12 protein-coding genes are annotated in these 16,322 nt (G+C 71.3%); 4 read left to right on the forward strand and 8 right to left on the reverse strand.

Going from position 1 to position 16,322, the window contains the following annotated elements; genetic code table 11:
- The first annotated feature begins 166 nt into the window (after nt 1-166).
- From ACGF3J_RS08510 to ACGF3J_RS08520, 3 genes are all read left to right on the forward strand, one after another.
- Complete coding sequence (locus tag ACGF3J_RS08510) at nt 167-2,533, forward strand: polysaccharide lyase 8 family protein (RefSeq protein WP_393853683.1); 2,367 nt, start codon at nt 167-169, stop codon at nt 2,531-2,533.
- 154 nt (nt 2,534-2,687) lie between these two features.
- Nucleotides 2,688-4,271 carry an acyl-CoA carboxylase subunit beta gene (locus tag ACGF3J_RS08515; RefSeq protein ID WP_386932012.1) on the forward strand — a complete coding sequence of 528 codons (1,584 nt, stop codon included), beginning with the start codon at nt 2,688-2,690 and terminating at the stop codon, nt 4,269-4,271.
- 17 nt (nt 4,272-4,288) lie between these two features.
- Nucleotides 4,289-4,486 (forward strand): acyl-CoA carboxylase epsilon subunit, encoded by a 198-nt coding sequence (locus ACGF3J_RS08520; protein ID WP_052838425.1) that lies wholly within the window; start codon nt 4,289-4,291, stop codon nt 4,484-4,486.
- 266 nt (nt 4,487-4,752) lie between these two features.
- Here ACGF3J_RS08520 and ACGF3J_RS08525 read toward each other — a convergent pair whose 3' ends face one another.
- The 8 genes from ACGF3J_RS08525 to ACGF3J_RS08560 form a co-directional block, all read right to left on the reverse strand.
- Nucleotides 4,753-5,334, reverse strand: coding sequence for an ATP/GTP-binding protein (locus ACGF3J_RS08525; RefSeq protein WP_009314218.1), 582 nt, complete (start codon nt 5,332-5,334; stop codon nt 4,753-4,755).
- A complete protein-coding gene (locus ACGF3J_RS08530) occupies nt 5,315-5,887 on the reverse strand; it encodes a DUF742 domain-containing protein (protein ID WP_161330911.1) in 573 nt (190 codons plus the stop codon). Before ACGF3J_RS08530 ends, ACGF3J_RS08525 begins: the two co-directional genes overlap by 20 nt.
- Before the next feature lie 94 nt (nt 5,888-5,981).
- The gene (locus ACGF3J_RS08535; RefSeq protein WP_004983065.1) at nt 5,982-6,395 is read right to left on the reverse strand and encodes a roadblock/LC7 domain-containing protein; all 414 of its coding nucleotides are present in this window, start codon (nt 6,393-6,395) and stop codon (nt 5,982-5,984) included.
- Between the two features lie 10 nt (nt 6,396-6,405).
- The gene (locus ACGF3J_RS08540; protein WP_393853684.1) at nt 6,406-9,666 is read right to left on the reverse strand and encodes a nitrate- and nitrite sensing domain-containing protein; all 3,261 of its coding nucleotides are present in this window, start codon (nt 9,664-9,666) and stop codon (nt 6,406-6,408) included.
- A 409-nt stretch (nt 9,667-10,075) separates the two neighbouring features.
- Complete coding sequence (locus tag ACGF3J_RS08545) at nt 10,076-10,651, reverse strand: ATP/GTP-binding protein (RefSeq protein ID WP_003973455.1); 576 nt, start codon at nt 10,649-10,651, stop codon at nt 10,076-10,078.
- Nucleotides 10,632-11,030, reverse strand: a complete 399-nt coding sequence (locus ACGF3J_RS08550; RefSeq protein ID WP_003973454.1) for a DUF742 domain-containing protein — start codon at nt 11,028-11,030, stop codon at nt 10,632-10,634. The genes ACGF3J_RS08545 and ACGF3J_RS08550 overlap by 20 nt, the downstream gene beginning before the upstream one ends.
- Before the next feature lie 111 nt (nt 11,031-11,141).
- Nucleotides 11,142-11,555: a roadblock/LC7 domain-containing protein gene (locus ACGF3J_RS08555; protein WP_005479910.1), complete on the reverse strand. Its 414-nt coding sequence runs from the start codon at nt 11,553-11,555 to the stop codon at nt 11,142-11,144.
- Between the two features lie 9 nt (nt 11,556-11,564).
- Nucleotides 11,565-15,470 carry a nitrate- and nitrite sensing domain-containing protein gene (locus tag ACGF3J_RS08560; protein ID WP_393853685.1) on the reverse strand — a complete coding sequence of 1,302 codons (3,906 nt, stop codon included), beginning with the start codon at nt 15,468-15,470 and terminating at the stop codon, nt 11,565-11,567.
- A 602-nt stretch (nt 15,471-16,072) separates the two neighbouring features.
- Between ACGF3J_RS08560 and ACGF3J_RS08565 the strand changes: the two genes are divergently transcribed.
- The gene (locus tag ACGF3J_RS08565) at nt 16,073-16,261 is read left to right on the forward strand and encodes a hypothetical protein (RefSeq protein ID WP_064730001.1); all 189 of its coding nucleotides are present in this window, start codon (nt 16,073-16,075) and stop codon (nt 16,259-16,261) included.
- The last annotated feature ends 61 nt before the right edge of the window (nt 16,262-16,322 follow it).

Below are 16,322 nucleotides of genomic sequence, written 5' to 3' on the forward strand. Positions count from 1 at the left end.
TCCGGGGGTCTGGACGCTCGATGTTGAATGTTCAACCAATCCAACGGTGACGACTGTAGACCTATTCCATTGAGCATTCAACGGATCTGCGCGGCGTGGCGTGGCAGATTCACCCGGACGGCCGTGCGGCACGTAGCGCCGCGGACACCGGGGAAGGGTCATGAGCATGACCTCCACGTGGCCGCACGTCCCCCGGACCGGCGCCGGACCGACCCGACGCTCCCTCCTCCTGACGGCCGCCGCGGCCGCCGCGCTGCCCCCCGCTCTCGGCACAACGCCCGCCGCCGCGGACCCCTACGACACCCTCCGGCGACGCTGGCTCGACATCGCCCTCGGCACCGGCTACGACCCGGCCGCCGAGCCGTACGCGTCCCGCCTCGCGGAGACCGGCGAACGCGCCCGCGACCACCGCACCACCATGGCGCCGACGCCCACCTCCCTGTGGCCCGGCCACCCCTTCGACCCGCCCGCCGGCATCACGTTCGCCTACGGCCGCCTGTGGACGATGACCGAGGCGTACGTGCAGCAGGGCACCGGCTCCACCGGCGACCCCGCGCTCCTCGCCGACATCCTGCGCGGCCTCGACCACCTGTCGGCCACCGTCTACAACCCGGGCACCACCCGCTACGGCAACTGGTGGGAGTGGCAGATCGGCAGCCCGCGCCTCCTGACGGACATCACGGCCGCGCTGTACGACCACCTGGGCGCCGACCGGGTCGCCGCCGCCTGCGCGGCCGTGGACCACTTCATCCCCGACGCGATGCTCCGCGACTACTCCGGCACCTCCACCGGCGCCAACCGCGTCGACCTCTGCCGCTCCGTCGCCCTGCGCGGCATCCTGGGCCGCGCGCCCGACAAGGTCGCCCTGGCACGCGACGCCCTCTCACCGGTCTTCCCCTACGTCACCAAGGGCGACGGTCTCTACGCCGACGGCTCGTTCGTGCAACACACCTGGGTCGCCTACTCGGGCACGTACGGCCAGGTCATGCTGGACGGCCTCGGCCGGCTCTTCACCCTGCTCGCGGGCTCGGAGTGGGAGGTGACCGACCCCGGAAAGCAGATCGTCCTCGACAGCGTCGAGCACGCCTACGCCCCCCTCATCCACGACGGACTGGTGATGGACGCCGTCAACGGCCGTGCCATCAGCCGGGGTTATCTGGCCGGCGACGACCTGCACGTGATGCGCAGCGACCATTTCCACGGCCAGCAGATCATCGCCGCCATGGCCGTCCTCGCGGGCGGCGCGGGCGGGACCGAGCGAGACCGCTGGCACGCGCGGATCAAGGGCTGGATCGAACGGGACACCGTCACGCCCGTCCTCACGGCCCCCCAGTTCCCCGTCGCCGACCTGGCCCGGCTGCACGCGATCGCCGCCGGCCCCGTCGAGGCCGCGCCCGAACCCACCGGGCACCGGCTCTTCGCCGCCATGGACCGCGCCGTCCACCGCCGCCCCGCCTTCACCGCGGGCCTCGCGATGGCGAGCGACCGCATCTCGTACTACGAGTGCGGCAACGGCGAGAACCCGCGCGGCTGGCACACCGGCGCGGGCATGCTCAGCTGGTGGGCGAACGGGCCGGAATCCGGCCGGGCCGATCGGTCTGGTCAGTACACAGACTGGTTCTGGCCCACCGTCGACTGGTACCGGCTGCCCGGCACCACCGTCTCCACCAAGCGCCTGGCCGACCGGGCGGGCGGCGAGTGGGGCGCCCCCAAGCCCGGCGTGCGCTGGGTCGGCGGCACCACCGACGGCGAGTACGCGGCCGTGGGCCAGCACCTCAAGGGCCTCGGCTCGACCCTGGAGGCCCGCAAGTCCTGGTTCTTCCTCGACGACGAGGTGGTCTGCCTCGGTGCCGGCATCACCTGTACGGACGGGGTCCCGGTCGAGACGGTCGTCGACAACCGGAACCTCGGCGAGGGCGGCACCCAGGCCCTCGTGCGGGGCCGGGACTGGGCCCATCTGGAGGGCCACGGCGGCTGGATCGTGCCCGGGGGCGGCCTGCGGACCCTGCGCGAGGACCGCACCGGCGCCTGGTCCGACATCAACACCACCAGCACCACCGAGCGCCGCACCCGGCGCTGGCAGACCCTCTGGCTGGACCACGGCACCGACCCCCTCGACGCCGGCTACGTCTACGTCCTCATGCCCGGCGCCTCCAGGGGCGCGGTCGCCCGCCGCGCCGCCGACCGCCGCAGGGTGCGGGTCCTCGGCAACGACGACCGGCAGCAGGCGGTCGCCGTCCCCTCACTCGGCCTCACCGCGGCGAACTTCTGGCGGGCCGGCACGGTGGGCCCGCTCACCGCGACGGCCGGGGCGAGTGTGCTGGTCCGCCGCCGGGGCCGTACCGCTACCCTCTGCGTGAGCGAACCGCCGCGCTCCGGGGAGCCCCTGGAGATCGTCTGGGACCACCCGGTACGGGCCGTGGTGCGGTCCGACGAGACGGTCGAGATCCTGGCCACCGGCCGCCGTCTGCGCCTCCGCGTCACTCCAGGGGTGGTATGTACCACCCATGAATGTGAGGTGGCTCTCAGCTGACGGCTTTGTGTGACCCCTACAAGGCAGAGGCCCTCTGAGCAGTCGAAACGGCTGCATGGCGCAGGGGTTCTGTTCGGTGCTACCAGGAAAACACGTCGGAGACTGTACGGAGTCGACGGCCCGCATTCGCCGGTCGGCTTCGTAGAGTCGCTACATGACCGTTTTGGATGAGGCGCCGGGTGAGCCGACGGACGCGCGTGGGCGAGTGGCCGAACTGCACGAGATCCGTGCGCAGGCGCTGGCCGGACCGAGCGAGAAGGCTACGGCGGCGCAGCACGCCAAGGGCAAGCTGACGGCCCGTGAGCGCATCGAGCTGCTCCTGGACCCCGACTCCTTCCGCGAGGTCGAGCAGCTGCGCCGGCACCGGGCGACGGGTTTCGGGCTGGAGGAGAAGAAGCCGTACACGGACGGCGTCGTCACCGGCTGGGGCACGGTGGAGGGCCGCACGGTCTTCGTCTACGCCCACGACTTCCGCATCTTCGGCGGCGCGCTGGGCGAGGCCCACGCCACGAAGATCCACAAGATCATGGACATGGCCATCGCGGCCGGTGCTCCGCTGGTCTCCCTCAACGACGGTGCCGGGGCCCGCATCCAGGAGGGCGTCTCCGCGCTCGCCGGGTACGGCGGCATCTTCCAGCGCAACACCCGGGCGTCCGGTGTCATCCCGCAGATCAGCGTGATGCTCGGCCCGTGCGCGGGCGGCGCGGCCTACAGCCCCGCCCTCACCGACTTCGTCTTCATGGTCCGCGACACCTCGCAGATGTTCATCACCGGCCCGGACGTCGTCAAGGCCGTCACCGGCGAGGAGATCACCCAGAACGGCCTGGGCGGCGCGGACGTGCACGCCGAGACCAGCGGCGTCGCCCACTTCGCCTACGACGACGAGGAGACGTGCCTGGGCGAGGTCCGCTACCTCCTCTCCCTCCTCCCGCAGAACAACCGGGAGAACCCGCCGCGCCACGATTCCTCGGACCCGGTGGACCGCCGCTCGGACGTGCTGCTCGACCTGGTCCCGGCGGACGGCAACCGTCCGTACGACATGACCAAGGTCATCGAGGAGATCGTCGACGACGGCGAGTACCTGGAGGTCCACGAGCGCTGGGCCCGCAACATCATCTGCGCGCTGGCCCGCCTCGACGGCCAGGTCGTGGGCATCGTCGCGAACCAGCCGCAGGCCCTGGCCGGCGTCCTGGACATCGAGGCCTCCGAGAAGGCGGCCCGCTTCGTCCAGATGTGCGACGCCTTCAACATCCCGATCGTCACCCTTCTGGACGTACCCGGCTTCCTGCCCGGCGTCGACCAGGAGCACGGCGGCATCATCCGCCACGGCGCCAAGCTGCTCTACGCGTACTGCAACGCGACCGTGCCACGGATCTCGCTCATCCTGCGCAAGGCGTACGGAGGTGCTTACATCGTCATGGACTCGCAGTCCATCGGCGCCGACCTCACCTACGCCTGGCCGACCAACGAGATCGCCGTCATGGGCGCGGAAGGTGCCGCGGGCGTCATCTTCCGCCGTCAGATCGCCGGTGCCGAGGACCCCGAGGCCATGCGGGCCCGCATGGTCAAGGAGTACAAGGCCGAGCTAATGCACCCCTACTACGCGGCCGAGCGCGGTCTGGTCGACGACGTCATCGACCCCGCCGAGACCCGCGAGGTGCTCGTCCGGTCCCTGGCGATGCTCCACACCAAGCACGCCGACCTGCCCTCCCGCAAGCACGGCAACCCGCCGCAGTGACCCGAGGAGCCACCCCCATGTCCACTCCCGACATCCGCGTCGAGAAGGGCCACGCCGAGCCCGAGGAGGTCGCCGCCATCACGGCGCTCCTCCTCGCCCGCGCTGCCGCCCGCCCCGCCGAGATCCCTCCGACCCACGGCGGCGGCCGCGCCCGCGCGGGCTGGCGCCGCCTGGAGCGCGAGCCGGGCTTCCGCGCCCCGCACAGCTGGCGCTGACGCCGAGACACACGTAGAGGCCCCCTCCGCCCAGGAGGGGGCCTCTACGTGTGTCTCGGGGGCCGGTTGTGACGGGGGCCGGGGAAGCGCCCCAGGGGTGCGGGGAACTGCGCGACCAGCCGACGACTACCCGCACCCGGCAACGAAACAGCCCCCGGCAGCACGGTGGCCGCAGGGGGCGTGTCGCAACTCGGCGCTATCGAGGTGCCGCCTGCGCCCACCCGTGCCGCCCCAGGCGGCACGACTGCCCGCAGGCTCGGCGTGGTTCAGCGCAGGCGAGCCATCAGCGCGTGCTCCACGAGAGTGATCAGCGCCGACTTCGCGTCGGCGCGGTGCCGCGCGTCCGTCGTGATGATCGGCGTGTCGGGACCGATCTGCAGCGCCTCCCGGACCTCGTCCGGGTTGTACGGCTGCTGCCCGTCGAACCCGTTCAGCGCGATGACGAACGGCAGCCCGCTGTTCTCGAAGTAGTCGACGGCGGGGAAGCAGTCGGCGAGCCGCCTCGTGTCGACCAGCACGATCGCGCCGATGGCGCCGCGCACCAGGTCGTCCCACATGAACCAGAACCGGTCCTGGCCAGGCGTACCGAAGAGGTACAGGATCAGGTCCTGGTCGAGCGTGATACGGCCGAAGTCCATGGCGACCGTCGTGGTCGTCTTGTCCCCCGTGTGGGTGAGGTCGTCGATACCCGCCGAAGCGGATGTCATGACGGCCTCGGTGCGCAGCGGGTTGATCTCCGAGACGGCGCCGACGAACGTGGTCTTGCCCACGCCGAAGCCGCCCGCCACCACGATCTTCGCGGAAGTGGTGGAGCGGGAAGGACCGCCGCTAGAGCTTGCGAAGTCCACTGAGCACCCTTTCGAGCAGTGTCACGTCTGGCTGGCCGCCGGCGTTCTCGTCGCCGCCGGGCTGATGGATGGCGACCAGTCCCGCCTCCGCCAAGTCGGCGACGAGGATCCTGGCCACGCCGAGAGGGATCGTCAGGAGGGCCGAGATCTCGGCCACCGACTTGATCTCCCGGCAGAGGTTGCAGATCCGCTGATGCTCGGGCAACTGGCCCTGCATCTGGTGCGGCTGCGCGGTGGTGTGCACCAGTGCCTCGATGGCGAGCTGGTAGCGCGGCCTGGTGCGGCCGCCCGTCATGGCGTACGGGCGCACCAGGGGGTTGTTCGACGCCCCCGCGGGCGCCGGCTCAGGGGTGCGGCGCTGCGGCTGCACGGGCTGGATGCGCGGAGCCTGCGGCTGGTCGTACGGCGAAGGGCCGGGGCCCTGCGGCGCGTACGGCTGCCGGTGGCTCGGCACGGAGGGGTAGCCGTATCCGTTCGCCGAGCCGTCGTTCTGGCCCTGGCCAGGGCCGTACGACCAGTTGCCCGATGACGGACCGCCTGGGGGTGTTGCCACTTTTTCCTCCTCCGACTGTGCCTGGCATCCATCGCTGTGGAGCCGCGTCCCGAAACTTTACGGCCACGGGACGCCAAAACGCACCGTCTGTCCTTTAGTTGAGAAGGCTCCCTTGGAGCTCCGCCCGCAGATCGGGCGTCAGAACCGTGCCCGCACGGTCCACCAGAAGGGCCATCTCGTACCCAATGAGGCCGATGTCCGCCTCGGGGTGTGCGAGAACGGCGAGGGACGAGCCGTCGGAGATGGACATGATGAACAGGAATCCCCGCTCCATCTCCACAACCGTCTGGTTCACGCTGCCGCCCTCGAAGATGCGCGAGGCACCGGCGGTCAGCGAGGTCAGACCGGAGGCGACGGCCGCGAGCTGGTCGGCACGGTCGCGCGGGAACCCCTCGGACATCGCCAGAAGGAGTCCGTCGGCGGAGACCACCACCGTGTGGGACACCCCCGGGGTGTTGTCCACGAAGTTGGTGATCAACCAGTTGAGGTTCTGCGCCGCCTGGCTCATCGGGCTCACACTAACGCTCCTGGTTGTAGGTGCTGTCAGGACCACGGTGTTCATTCCCTGTGTCCTGGCCGTTCGTTTCACTGCCTGCGTTGCGGCCTCGCTCGACACCGCGCCGCAGGTTGCTCAGCCTGCCCCGGACGTCCTCCGGAGCGCGGGAGACCTGGGGGCCTCCCTGTGGAGTGGTTTCGGCGGCGCCCTCGACCAGGTTGGCCTTGGGTACCCGCCGCGGCAGGCCCGATGAGGTCACCCCGCCCGCCTTCGGCTTGCGCAGCGAGGAAGCCTGCTGCCAGCGGTCGTCGTTGGCCGACCGCCAGTTGTCCCGGCCGTTCGCCCCCTCGGCGGCGGCGGCCGGCGTCTCGTGGCCCACGTGCCCCGCATCGCCCGCGCCGCTCGCGGTGGATCCGCGGCGGGGAAGACCGGCGTTGGTCATCTCGTGGGCGGCGGAGGGGGCCGGGCCCGGACGGTCGAAGCCTACGCGGTCCGGCTGGTTCACGTCAGCGGCCTGCACGGATTGCGCCTCGGGACCGCCCGTGGAGTACTGCTCGGGATAGCCACCCCGGTAGTCGTCCTGCTGCGGCCAGTCGTCCTGGGTCCGCCGCTGCTCGAAGGGCGCGTACGTGTCCGGGGCGCCGGCCTGGTGCTGCCCGCCGTGGCCCTGCTCGGCGTACGACGACGGGTCGCCGTAGCCGCCGGCCTGCGGGTAGCCCTCGGCCTGCTGCGGGCCGCCGTTCGACGCGTAGTACCGCTCGTCGTACGACGCCTGCTGCGGTTCCTGGTACGCCTGCTGCTGGTCGTAGGCGCCGTTCTGCTGGGCCGCGTAGGCCTCGCGGCCGTCGTCGTAGCCCGGCTGCTGGGGCTGCTGACCGGTGAACTGGTCCTGGAACCCGGGCGCACCGCCGTTCGCGGCGCCGTCGGGGCCCGCCGGGCCGGGCAGCTCGGGGTGCGACTGGGCCTCCAGGGCCGCCCTGCGCTCCTCGCGCATCAGCGAGCGGCCGACGGGGTCCAGCTCCCGTATGTCGTCGGGGACCTCGGAGTACCGGCTGTCGTCGAAGCCCAGTTCGGCGGCGGTGCGCATGGGCTGACCGGCTGCCTGGGAGAAGTTCTCGCCCCGGAAGTCCTGCTCCGGGATGATCTGCGAGACGGTGAACTCGGTGCGCTGCTGGTCGCCGCCGCCACCGTGGGTGATGGCGTCCGGGAGCATGACCAGCGAGGTGGTGCCCGCCTGCTCGCCGGAGGGGCGCAGCTGGACCCGGATGCCGTGCCGGTCGGACAGCCGCCCGACCACGAACAGGCCCATGCGCTGCGAGATCGCGGCGTCCACGGTCGGCGGGTTGGCCAGCTTGTGGTTGATGTCCGCGAAGTCCTCGGCGGTCAGGCCGATGCCCTTGTCGTGGATCTCCACCATCACGCGGCCGTCGGGCAGCCGGGTCGCGGTGACGCGGACCTTGGTCTGCGGGGAGGAGAACGTGGTCGCGTTCTCGAGCAGCTCGGCGAGCAGGTGCACGAGGTCGGTCACGGCGCGGCCGTGGATCTCGGCCTCCGGCACGCCGGACAGCTCGATGCGCTCGTACTGCTCCACCTCGGAGGAGGCGGCGCGCAACACGTCGACCAGCGGGACCGGCTGGTCCCAGCGGCGGCCGGGCTCCTCGCCGGCGAGGACCAGGAGGTTCTCGCCGTTGCGGCGCATGCGGGTGGCGAGGTGGTCCAGCCGGAAGAGGTTCTCCAGCTGGTCGGGGTCGGCCTCGTTGTTCTCCAGGTCGGTGATCAGGCTCAGCTGGCCCTCGATCAGCGACTGGTTGCGGCGCGACAGGTTGGTGAAGATCGCGTTGATGTTGCCCCGCAGCAGGGCCTGCTCGGAGGCGAGCCGGACCGCTTCGCGGTGCACCTGGTCGAAGGCGCGGGCGACTTCGCCGATCTCGTCGGTCGAGGTGATCGGGATCGGCTGGACCCGGGTGTCGACCCGGCCGGGGTCGGTGCGGGAGAGCTGGTCGACCAGCATCGGCAGGCGCTGCTCGGCGATGCCGAAGGCGGCGTTGCGCAGCTGGCGCATGGAGCGGCTCATCTGGCGCGCCACCATGCCGGCCAGGATGAACGCGGCCAGCAGCGCGATCACGACCGCGGCACCGGTGATGTAGGCGTCCCGCTCGGCGTCGTCGGCGATCGTGGACGCCTCGGAGACCGCCTTGTCGGCCAGGTCCGACTCGATCTTCTGGTACGCGTCGAACTTGAGGGTGTTGACCGCCCACCAGTTTTCCGGCGTGATGCCCTGCTGGGCCAGCTCCGCCCGCGCACCGGTGTCCGTGGAGTCCAGCTGGGCCAGCTCCGAGATCATCGTGGTCGGGTTGGAGGGCGGCGGCACGTAGTCCGGGTCCTTGGCCCTGGCCTCCTTGGCCATGGCCGCGCCGTCCGTCTTGAGCTTCGCCTCGGCGTCCTCGAGCTTCTGCGCGTCCGCCTCGGTACCGCCGCCGATGTACTCCTCGATCGCGATGCGCTCCAGGTAGGCGTACGAGGAGAGGGCGACCCGCTGGCTGGCGAGGTGGCTGGGGTCCGGACCGGGCTTGACCAGCATGTGCATGCCGATGGAGCGCTCCAGGGAGAGCGCCGCCTTGGTCAGGGAGATCGCGTAGACGGTACGGCCGTAGGAGGTGATGTTGCCGGTGCCCAGCCCGAGTTCGTTGGCGAACTCCATCAGGGGGTGGGCCACACCGGTGTAGCCCTCCTCGGTCTCCACGCCCTTGAGCTTGGTGGTGTACGCGGCCGCCCGCAGCGTCTGGAGCTTGGGCTCCTGCTCGCGGAAGACCTTGAGCCGGCGCTCCAGACCCGCCTTGGCGGGCATGCCGGCCGCGGCCTCGTCGAAGGTGTCGGCGGCGGCGTCGGTCGCCTGACGGGCCTTGGTGACGGTCGCGTCCTTGTCGCCCTTGCCCTGCAGCAGCGGGGCGGCCGTGATGTCGCGCTCGTTGTAGAGGGCGTTGGCATACCCGAGGGAGGCCTGCACCAGACGCGCGGTGCTCTCGGCGTCCTCGGCGTCGCCCCAGGTGTCGATGGAGCTCTTCACCTGGAAGCCGCCCATGACCAGGCCGACCAGCACGGGTATGAGCAGGATCGCGTTCAGCCGGGTGGTCACCCGCCAGTTGCGCGGCGAGAAACGGCCACCGGCGGCGGGCTCGTCCTGGGGTTCCGCAGCAGACGCGGGGGCGGGCGCCGCTGTGCGCGGCGGCGGGGTGAAGTTGCCCCGGGCCGATGGCTCGGGACTGTTCTTGCTTCGCCTCACTCGACCAACAACCTCTCGGCGGTCGGCACCTACGTCGTGCCGCTGTGTCTCAGAGCCCAGTCCGTCGACGAGTACGTGCTACTGCTGAGTACGTCTCGTGCGTGATTGACCCTTGGGCAGTTCTGGCATTCCAGCACGGCGACCAGCGCTCTTCCAAACAGTGGAACGCGGGGGTTACACGTGATGTAAGCCCCGCGTAAAACGGTCAAAAAGAGCGAGGCCCGTCAAAAGACGGGGCGTTCGTGCGCGCAGCGAGAGCAGTTGACCGCGTCGCGTGTCGGTACCACCCGATTCCTCTGCCGAAACGTTATGAACAGCCGAGCCGACCGTGTCAAAGGACACAGCCGGCTCCGTCCTGTCTACGACAAGTGCCGTAGATCGCTGCCGACTTGGCGGCGCCCGGCGGTACCTACCGCAGGCGTGCCATCAGCGCGTGTTCCACCAGCGTGATCAGGGCCGACTTGGCGTCGGCGCGGTGCCGGGCGTCCGTCGTGATGATCGGGGTGTCCGGACCGATCTGCAGCGCCTCGCGCACCTCGTCCGGGGAGTACGGCTGCTGCCCGTCGAAGCCGTTGAGCGCGACGACGAACGGCAGCCCGCTGTTCTCGAAGTAGTCGACGGCCGGGAAGCAGTCGGCCAGCCGGCGGGTGTCGCAGAGCACGACCGCGCCGATGGCGCCGCGCACCAGGTCGTCCCACATGAACCAGAACCGGTCCTGGCCGGGCGTACCGAACAGGTACAGGATCAGGTCCTGGTCGAGCGTGATGCGGCCGAAGTCCATCGCGACCGTGGTGGTCGTCTTGTCACCGGCGTGCGTGAGGTCGTCGATCCCGGCGCTGGCAGAGGTCATCACGGCCTCGGTGCGCAGCGGGTTGATCTCGGAGACGGCGCCCACGAACGTGGTCTTGCCGACGCCGAAGCCGCCGGCGACCACGATCTTCGCGGAGGTGGTCGCCCGGCCTCCGTCAGAGCTTTCGAAGTCCACTGAGCACCCTTTCGAGCAGTGTCACGTCCGGTGCACCGCCGTTGTTCTCGTCCCCGCCGGGCTGGTGGATGGCGACCAGTCCCGCCTCCGCCAGGTCGGCGACGAGGATCCTGGCCACGCCGAGCGGCATCGCCAGCAGGGCCGACACCTCGGCCACCGATTTCACCTCGCGGCACAGATGGCAGATCCGCTGGTGCTCCGGGAGGAGTCCCATGAGTGCTGCCGGGTCGGCCGTCGTGCTGATCAGCGCCTCGATGGCGAGCTGGTAGCGCGGCCTGGTCCGGCCACCGGTCATCGCGTAAGGACGTACCAGCGGCTGGTCGCCCTCGTCCTCGTACGGCTCCGCGTACGGATCATGAGAGGCGGTGGGCGGGGTCATGAATCCTCCGGGCGGGACAGCAAGTCGGTCAGTCAAGCCGTCTGATGTGGCCGGTGGGGGGATTGTGGCGGCCGGACGGTGATTTGGTAACACGGGTGGTGCCGGGGCGGATCAGTGGAGCAGACTTCCTTGTAGTTCAGCGCGCAGATCGGGTGTGAGGACCGCACCCGCGCGGTCGACCAGGAGTGCCATCTCGTAGCCGACGAGGCCGATGTCGCACTCCGGGTGGGCGAGGACGGCCAGCGACGAGCCGTCGGAGACGGACATGAGGAAGAGGAACCCACGTTCCATCTCCACGACCGTCTGGGCCACGTCGCCGCCCTCGAAGATCCGGGACGCCCCGGCCGTCAGCGAGGTCAGCCCCGAGGCGACCGCCGCGAGCTGGTCGGCGCGGTCGCGAGGGAAGCCCTCCGACATCGCCAGAAGGAGTCCGTCGGCGGACACGACGACGGTGTGGGACACCCCTGGGGTGTTGTCCACGAAATTCGTGATCAACCAGTTGAGGTTCTGTGCCGCCTGGCTCATCGGGCTCAACTAACGCTCCTGCTGGTGAGTGGGCCGCGGGTAGCTGCCGGTCTGGTTGGTACCGGCCTGACGGCCCTGTGCGATTCCCCGACGGAGATTGGTCAGCCGGCCGCGCACGTCGTCCGGCGCGCGCGAGATCTGCGGACCGTTCTGGTGCGACTGCTGCTGAGCCGTCCCCGGGACGAGGTTGGCCCGGGGGACCCGGCGCGGGAGGCCGGAGGTGGTGACCCCGCCCGCCGCCGGCTGCCGTACGCGTTCCGCCTGCCGGACGAGGTCGTCGTTGGGCGAACTGCGCCAGGCAGAGGTGGCGGGCCGCTGCGGGGCCGCCGGGGTCTGGGGCTGGGCGGCCTGCGGCTCCGGGGCGGCGGGCTGGGCCTGGTGCTGCGCCCTCGCCTCGCGGTCGCCGTGGAACCAGTTGGTCTCCAGCGTGTCGTACAGCGGCGTGCGCCCGTCACCGGGGCCGGTGGCCGGGGGCAGGGCCCAGCCGTCCTGGGGCCGCTGCTGCGCGGGGGTCCCGTTGGCGTTGCCGCCCGCGGGCTCCTGGTGGACGGGGCGCTGCGGTGCCGGCGGACGCGGTGCGCCGAAGTCGTTGCCGCCTTGCGCGCCGTTGACCTGCGGGCGCTCGAACGGGCCGGGGGCGGCCGGGTTCGCGCGGCTGGGCAGGCCGTGCTGCCCGGTGGAACCGTTGTCGTACCCCTGGGCGCCGTGGGCGCCGGCGAACCGGTCGGCCTGGGCGGGTCCGTTCGGGCCGCTCTGACGCGGCTGCCCGCCGAAGACGTCCGAGCGGACGAAGGCGCTGTTGCCCTGCTGCTGGCCGGTCTGCTCGGGCCGCGCGAACTGGTCGTTGCGCGGGGTGTCCGTGGAGCCGCCCTGACCGTACTGGTCCCGGCCGTACTGGTTCTGCGGGTACGCGCCCTGGTCGTACTGGTTCTGGTTCTGGTTCTGGTCCGGCCGGGTGAACTGGCCCGTGTTCTGCGGGGCGTCCTGGCGAGGGGCCGGGGCGTCGAAGTCAGGGCGGGCGAACTCGGCCGTGGCGGCGGGGGACTGGGGCTCGCCGAACCGCGGCACGGCCGGCATCTCCGTCGTGGCGCCCGGGCCCTGCCGGTCGTCGAAGTCCGGCGTGCGGCGGGTGCGGGAGCCGTCCGGCTCCTCGTGGCCGCGCGGGGCGTCCAGCGAGGGGCGCTCCACGGGCGGCTGCGCGTTCTCGTCGCTCCAGCTGGGCGTGCGGGGCTGCGGGTTGCCACCGGGCAGCTCGGCCCGCGGACCACCGCGCGGCGGCAGCTGCGGACGACGGCCCCGTCCGGCGTCGCCGTTGTTCCCGCGCTTGCCGCGCTGCGGGGGCGCTGCGGGACCGCGGCCGCCGCCGAAGACGTCCTGGCCCTGCGGCGCGTTCATGCCCGCGGCCTGCAGACCCTGCGGGGCACCGGGTGCCTGACCGGCACCGGCTCCCGCGCCGGCCGGTGCCGGGCGGTTCTGCTGGCCGGGACCGGCCGGGGACTGGGGACCGCGCGGACCGCCGGGCGCGCCCGGGCGACCGTCCGCGTCCCGTCCCGGGAGCGCGGCCCGCGGACCCTGGGCGGCACCGAGCCGGCCGCCCGGAGCACCGCCGCCACCGAGTGCGCCACCGCCGCCGAAGGCACCTCCGGCGAGGGCGCCGCCGCCCTGGCCGCCACGGCGGGCCGCGGCGACACCCGCGGCGGCCTGCGCGGCCGCCGGACCGCCGGTGCCGGAGGCGGACTGCCCCGGCTTCGGTTGCGGCTTGCGGCCGCCCTGGGCGACGTCCACGGGCAGCATGACCAGCGCGGTCGTGCCACCGGAGTCGGACGGCCGCAGCTGGATGCGGATGCCGTGGCGCTGCGACAGGCGGCCGACCACGAACAGACCCATGCGGCGGGAGACGGAGACGTCCACGGTGGGCGGCGAGGCGAGCCGCTCGTTGATCGCGGCGAGGTCCTCGGGGGAGAGGCCGATGCCGGTGTCGTGGATCTCGATCAGCACGCGCCCGTCGGGCAGCGCGTGACCGGTGACCTTGACCTTGGTCTGCGGGGAGGAGAACGAGGTCGCGTTCTCCAGCAGCTCGGCGAGCAGGTGCACGAGGTCGTTGACCACGCGGCCGGCGACCTCGGTGGTCGGCACGGAGGCCAGTTCGATGCGCTCGTACTGCTCCACCTCGGAGGCGGCGGCACGGAGCACGTCGACCAGCGGGACCGGCCGGGTCCAGCGGCGCCCGGGCTCCTCACCGGCGAGGACGAGGAGGTTCTCACCGTTACGGCGCATGCGCGTCGCGAGGTGGTCGAGCTTGAACAGCGAGGACAGCTGGTCCGGGTCGGCCTCGCGGGACTCCAGTTCGGAGATGAGCGAGAGCTGACGCTGGATGAGGCCCTGGGAGCGGCGCGAGAGGTTGGTGAACATCGCGTTGACGTTGCCCCGCAGCAGGGCCTGCTCGGCGGCGAGGCGGACCGCCTCGCGGTGCACGTCGTCGAAGGCCGCGGCCACTCGGCCGATCTCGTCCCGGGAGTGCACACCGACCGACTCCACCGAGGTGTCGACGTCCTGCGGGTCGGTCTCGGAGAGCTGCTTGACCAGCTCGGGGAGGCGGTCCTGGGCGACCTTGGTCGCGGTGTCCTCCAGGCGGCGCAGCGAGCGGATCATGGACCGCGCCACGACGAAGGCGCCGACCAGCGAGACGCCGAGCACGAGCAGGATGAGGACACCGGAGATGATGGCCTCGCGCTCGGACTCGTTGCGCAGCTCGCGGGCCTGCTGCTCCATGTCCTCCAGCAGCTTCAGCTCGATGTTCTTCATCTGCTGGATCTTGGTGGAGCTCTCGTCCAGCCAGTCCTGGTACGACCGGGGCTTGAGGTCGCCCAGGCCGTTGACGCCGCTGAGGGCGCGGCCGGCGTACTGGTCGGACGCCTCGATGACCGGGTTGCCCTCGGAGATCGGCTTGAGGAGTTCCTCGGCGCCGTCGCCGTAGATGCTGGTGAAGCTGCGGATCTCGGACGTCTGGCTCTGCAGCGCCGACTGGGCGTAGAGCCGGTCGTTCTCGGAGAGCTTGCCCTTGCTGGTGTTGTTCGCGGGGAGCGCCGCCGCCAGGACCGCGCGCTGGATGGACGCGTACTCCTTGGCCGAGGAGAAGGCCGACAGGGCGCGCGTGCGCTGGATCATGTCGGGGTTGCTGGTCGCCTCCGCCATGTCCTGCGAGAGGTCGAGCAGGTGGTTGATCAGGCGGTGGTAGGCCTCGACGGTCTGGGTCGAGTTCTCCTTGGCCTGGTACGCCGTGCCGCGGATCTTGTTCAGGTCGTTCAGGTCGCTCGCGAGGCCGACGAGGCTGTCGCGGACACCGACGAGGTTGCCGTCCTTGCTGGCGGCGTCGATCTCCTCGGAGTTGTCGAGGAAGTTCTTGAGGGCCCGGTCGGTCTTCTCGCGGTCGCCCTTGACGGCGATGGCGCTGGACGCCGAGCCGTGCGCCAGGGGGCCGGCCGACTGGTCGCGCTCCTCCTGGAGCGCGGCGGCCAGTTCGGTGGCCTGCTTGGTCATCTCGGTCAGCAGCTTCATGTTGTCGAGCTGCTGGATGTCGTCCATCGACTGGCTGATGCGCATCGCGCCCAGCGAGGTGGCCGCGACCACCGGGAGCGCGAGCAGCGACACCAGACGGGTGGAGATCCGCCAGTTGCGCAGGGCTATTCGCGGGCCGGGGCCGCTCGGCGCGCCCTTGCCCGGCTTGGCGGACGGCTGCTGGCCGGGGGCGGCCGAACCGGCCGTCTGACCAGCCCGGTCGCCACTGTCGCCGGACGGGGTCTGGCCCTGGTTCTGGGCGTGCTGGGGCGAGGAGCCGACGGCCTTGGGGCCGGTCCCGCCGTGCGGCTCCGGCTCCGCCGAAGCGCTGCCATCCCTCTTGAAACGTCCCTGCACTAGCGTCGCAACCTCTGGACCAGGCGCCCCTCCGCGTGAACGGCGGGACACGGTGTCGGCGTCATGGGGGCGCCCTGAATACGCCCCCGTGGTGGTCGTGAGTGACCGGCGCTGGTTCCCCCTTCTCGCCGCCGCCCGGCGCTGCTTTGCGCCCCCTGCGCGCCGGCTCGATCCTGCGGCGGTCCGTGGAATTCCAGCACAGTGCAGGATCTCCAACAAGGCCCGTGGGGTACGCCGTGAGATACGTGACAGCACGTGAGGGCCGAGTCACCAGACGTAGAAGATGATCACCCGCAAAAGGGACGTATGCCCGCGAGTTGTCGAGGCGCGGAGGGTGTCCCAGTCGCCATGATCAGGAGCGGAATGCGGGCTTCAGCGGTGGAATGTCTCATTGGTCCCGGTGTCGCTGGAGTCGCAATTGACCGGTTTGACCGTTGCTAAGTGAGCAAACTCACACCCAGATCGCGGGCCCTCCCCGAGTTGCCGGGGAATTGCATGTTTAGCCTGACGCTTTACAGAGAAGGCAAAACCGACAACCCGCGCCCTCGCAGGGGTCATCGCAGCCCCTCGGGCGCCCGGACACGACAGGGCCTCCGACAACCGTGAAGACGACGATGATGTTCCACCAGATCGCCAACCCGCGGCGCACGACGCTGGCGCACCTCGACGACGCCGACGACCTGCGCACGCAGGAGCAGCCGGAGCACGCCGTCGAGCTCCCCGCCCAGACCGCCAACCCCCGGCGCACCGTCCTCATGGAGGTACCGGTCGGGGCCGCCGTCGCAGAGTAGTACGTCACCCCGGCGCCGCCCGTTCAGGCGGCCCCGAGAGCACCAAGCGCCCGTCCGGCGG

Origin of the sequence: Streptomyces sp. NPDC048171, from assembly GCF_043202655.1 — a bacterium.
GTDB lineage: Bacteria > Actinomycetota > Actinomycetes > Streptomycetales > Streptomycetaceae > Streptomyces.

Excerpts from the sequence above, each read along its gene's own strand:
- ACGF3J_RS08520 (WP_052838425.1), top strand. The coding sequence starts at position 4,289 with ATGTCCACTCCCGACATCCGCGTCGAGAAGGGCCACGCCGAGCCCGAG.
- ACGF3J_RS08510 (WP_393853683.1), top strand. The coding sequence starts at position 167 with ATGACCTCCACGTGGCCGCACGTCCCCCGGACCGGCGCCGGACCGACC.
- ACGF3J_RS08555 (WP_005479910.1), bottom strand. The coding sequence starts at position 11,555 with ATGAGCCAGGCGGCACAGAACCTCAACTGGTTGATCACGAATTTCGTG.
- ACGF3J_RS08550 (WP_003973454.1), bottom strand. The coding sequence starts at position 11,030 with ATGACCCCGCCCACCGCCTCTCATGATCCGTACGCGGAGCCGTACGAG.
- ACGF3J_RS08535 (WP_004983065.1), bottom strand. The coding sequence starts at position 6,395 with ATGAGCCAGGCGGCGCAGAACCTCAACTGGTTGATCACCAACTTCGTG.
- ACGF3J_RS08515 (WP_386932012.1), top strand. The coding sequence starts at position 2,688 with ATGACCGTTTTGGATGAGGCGCCGGGTGAGCCGACGGACGCGCGTGGG.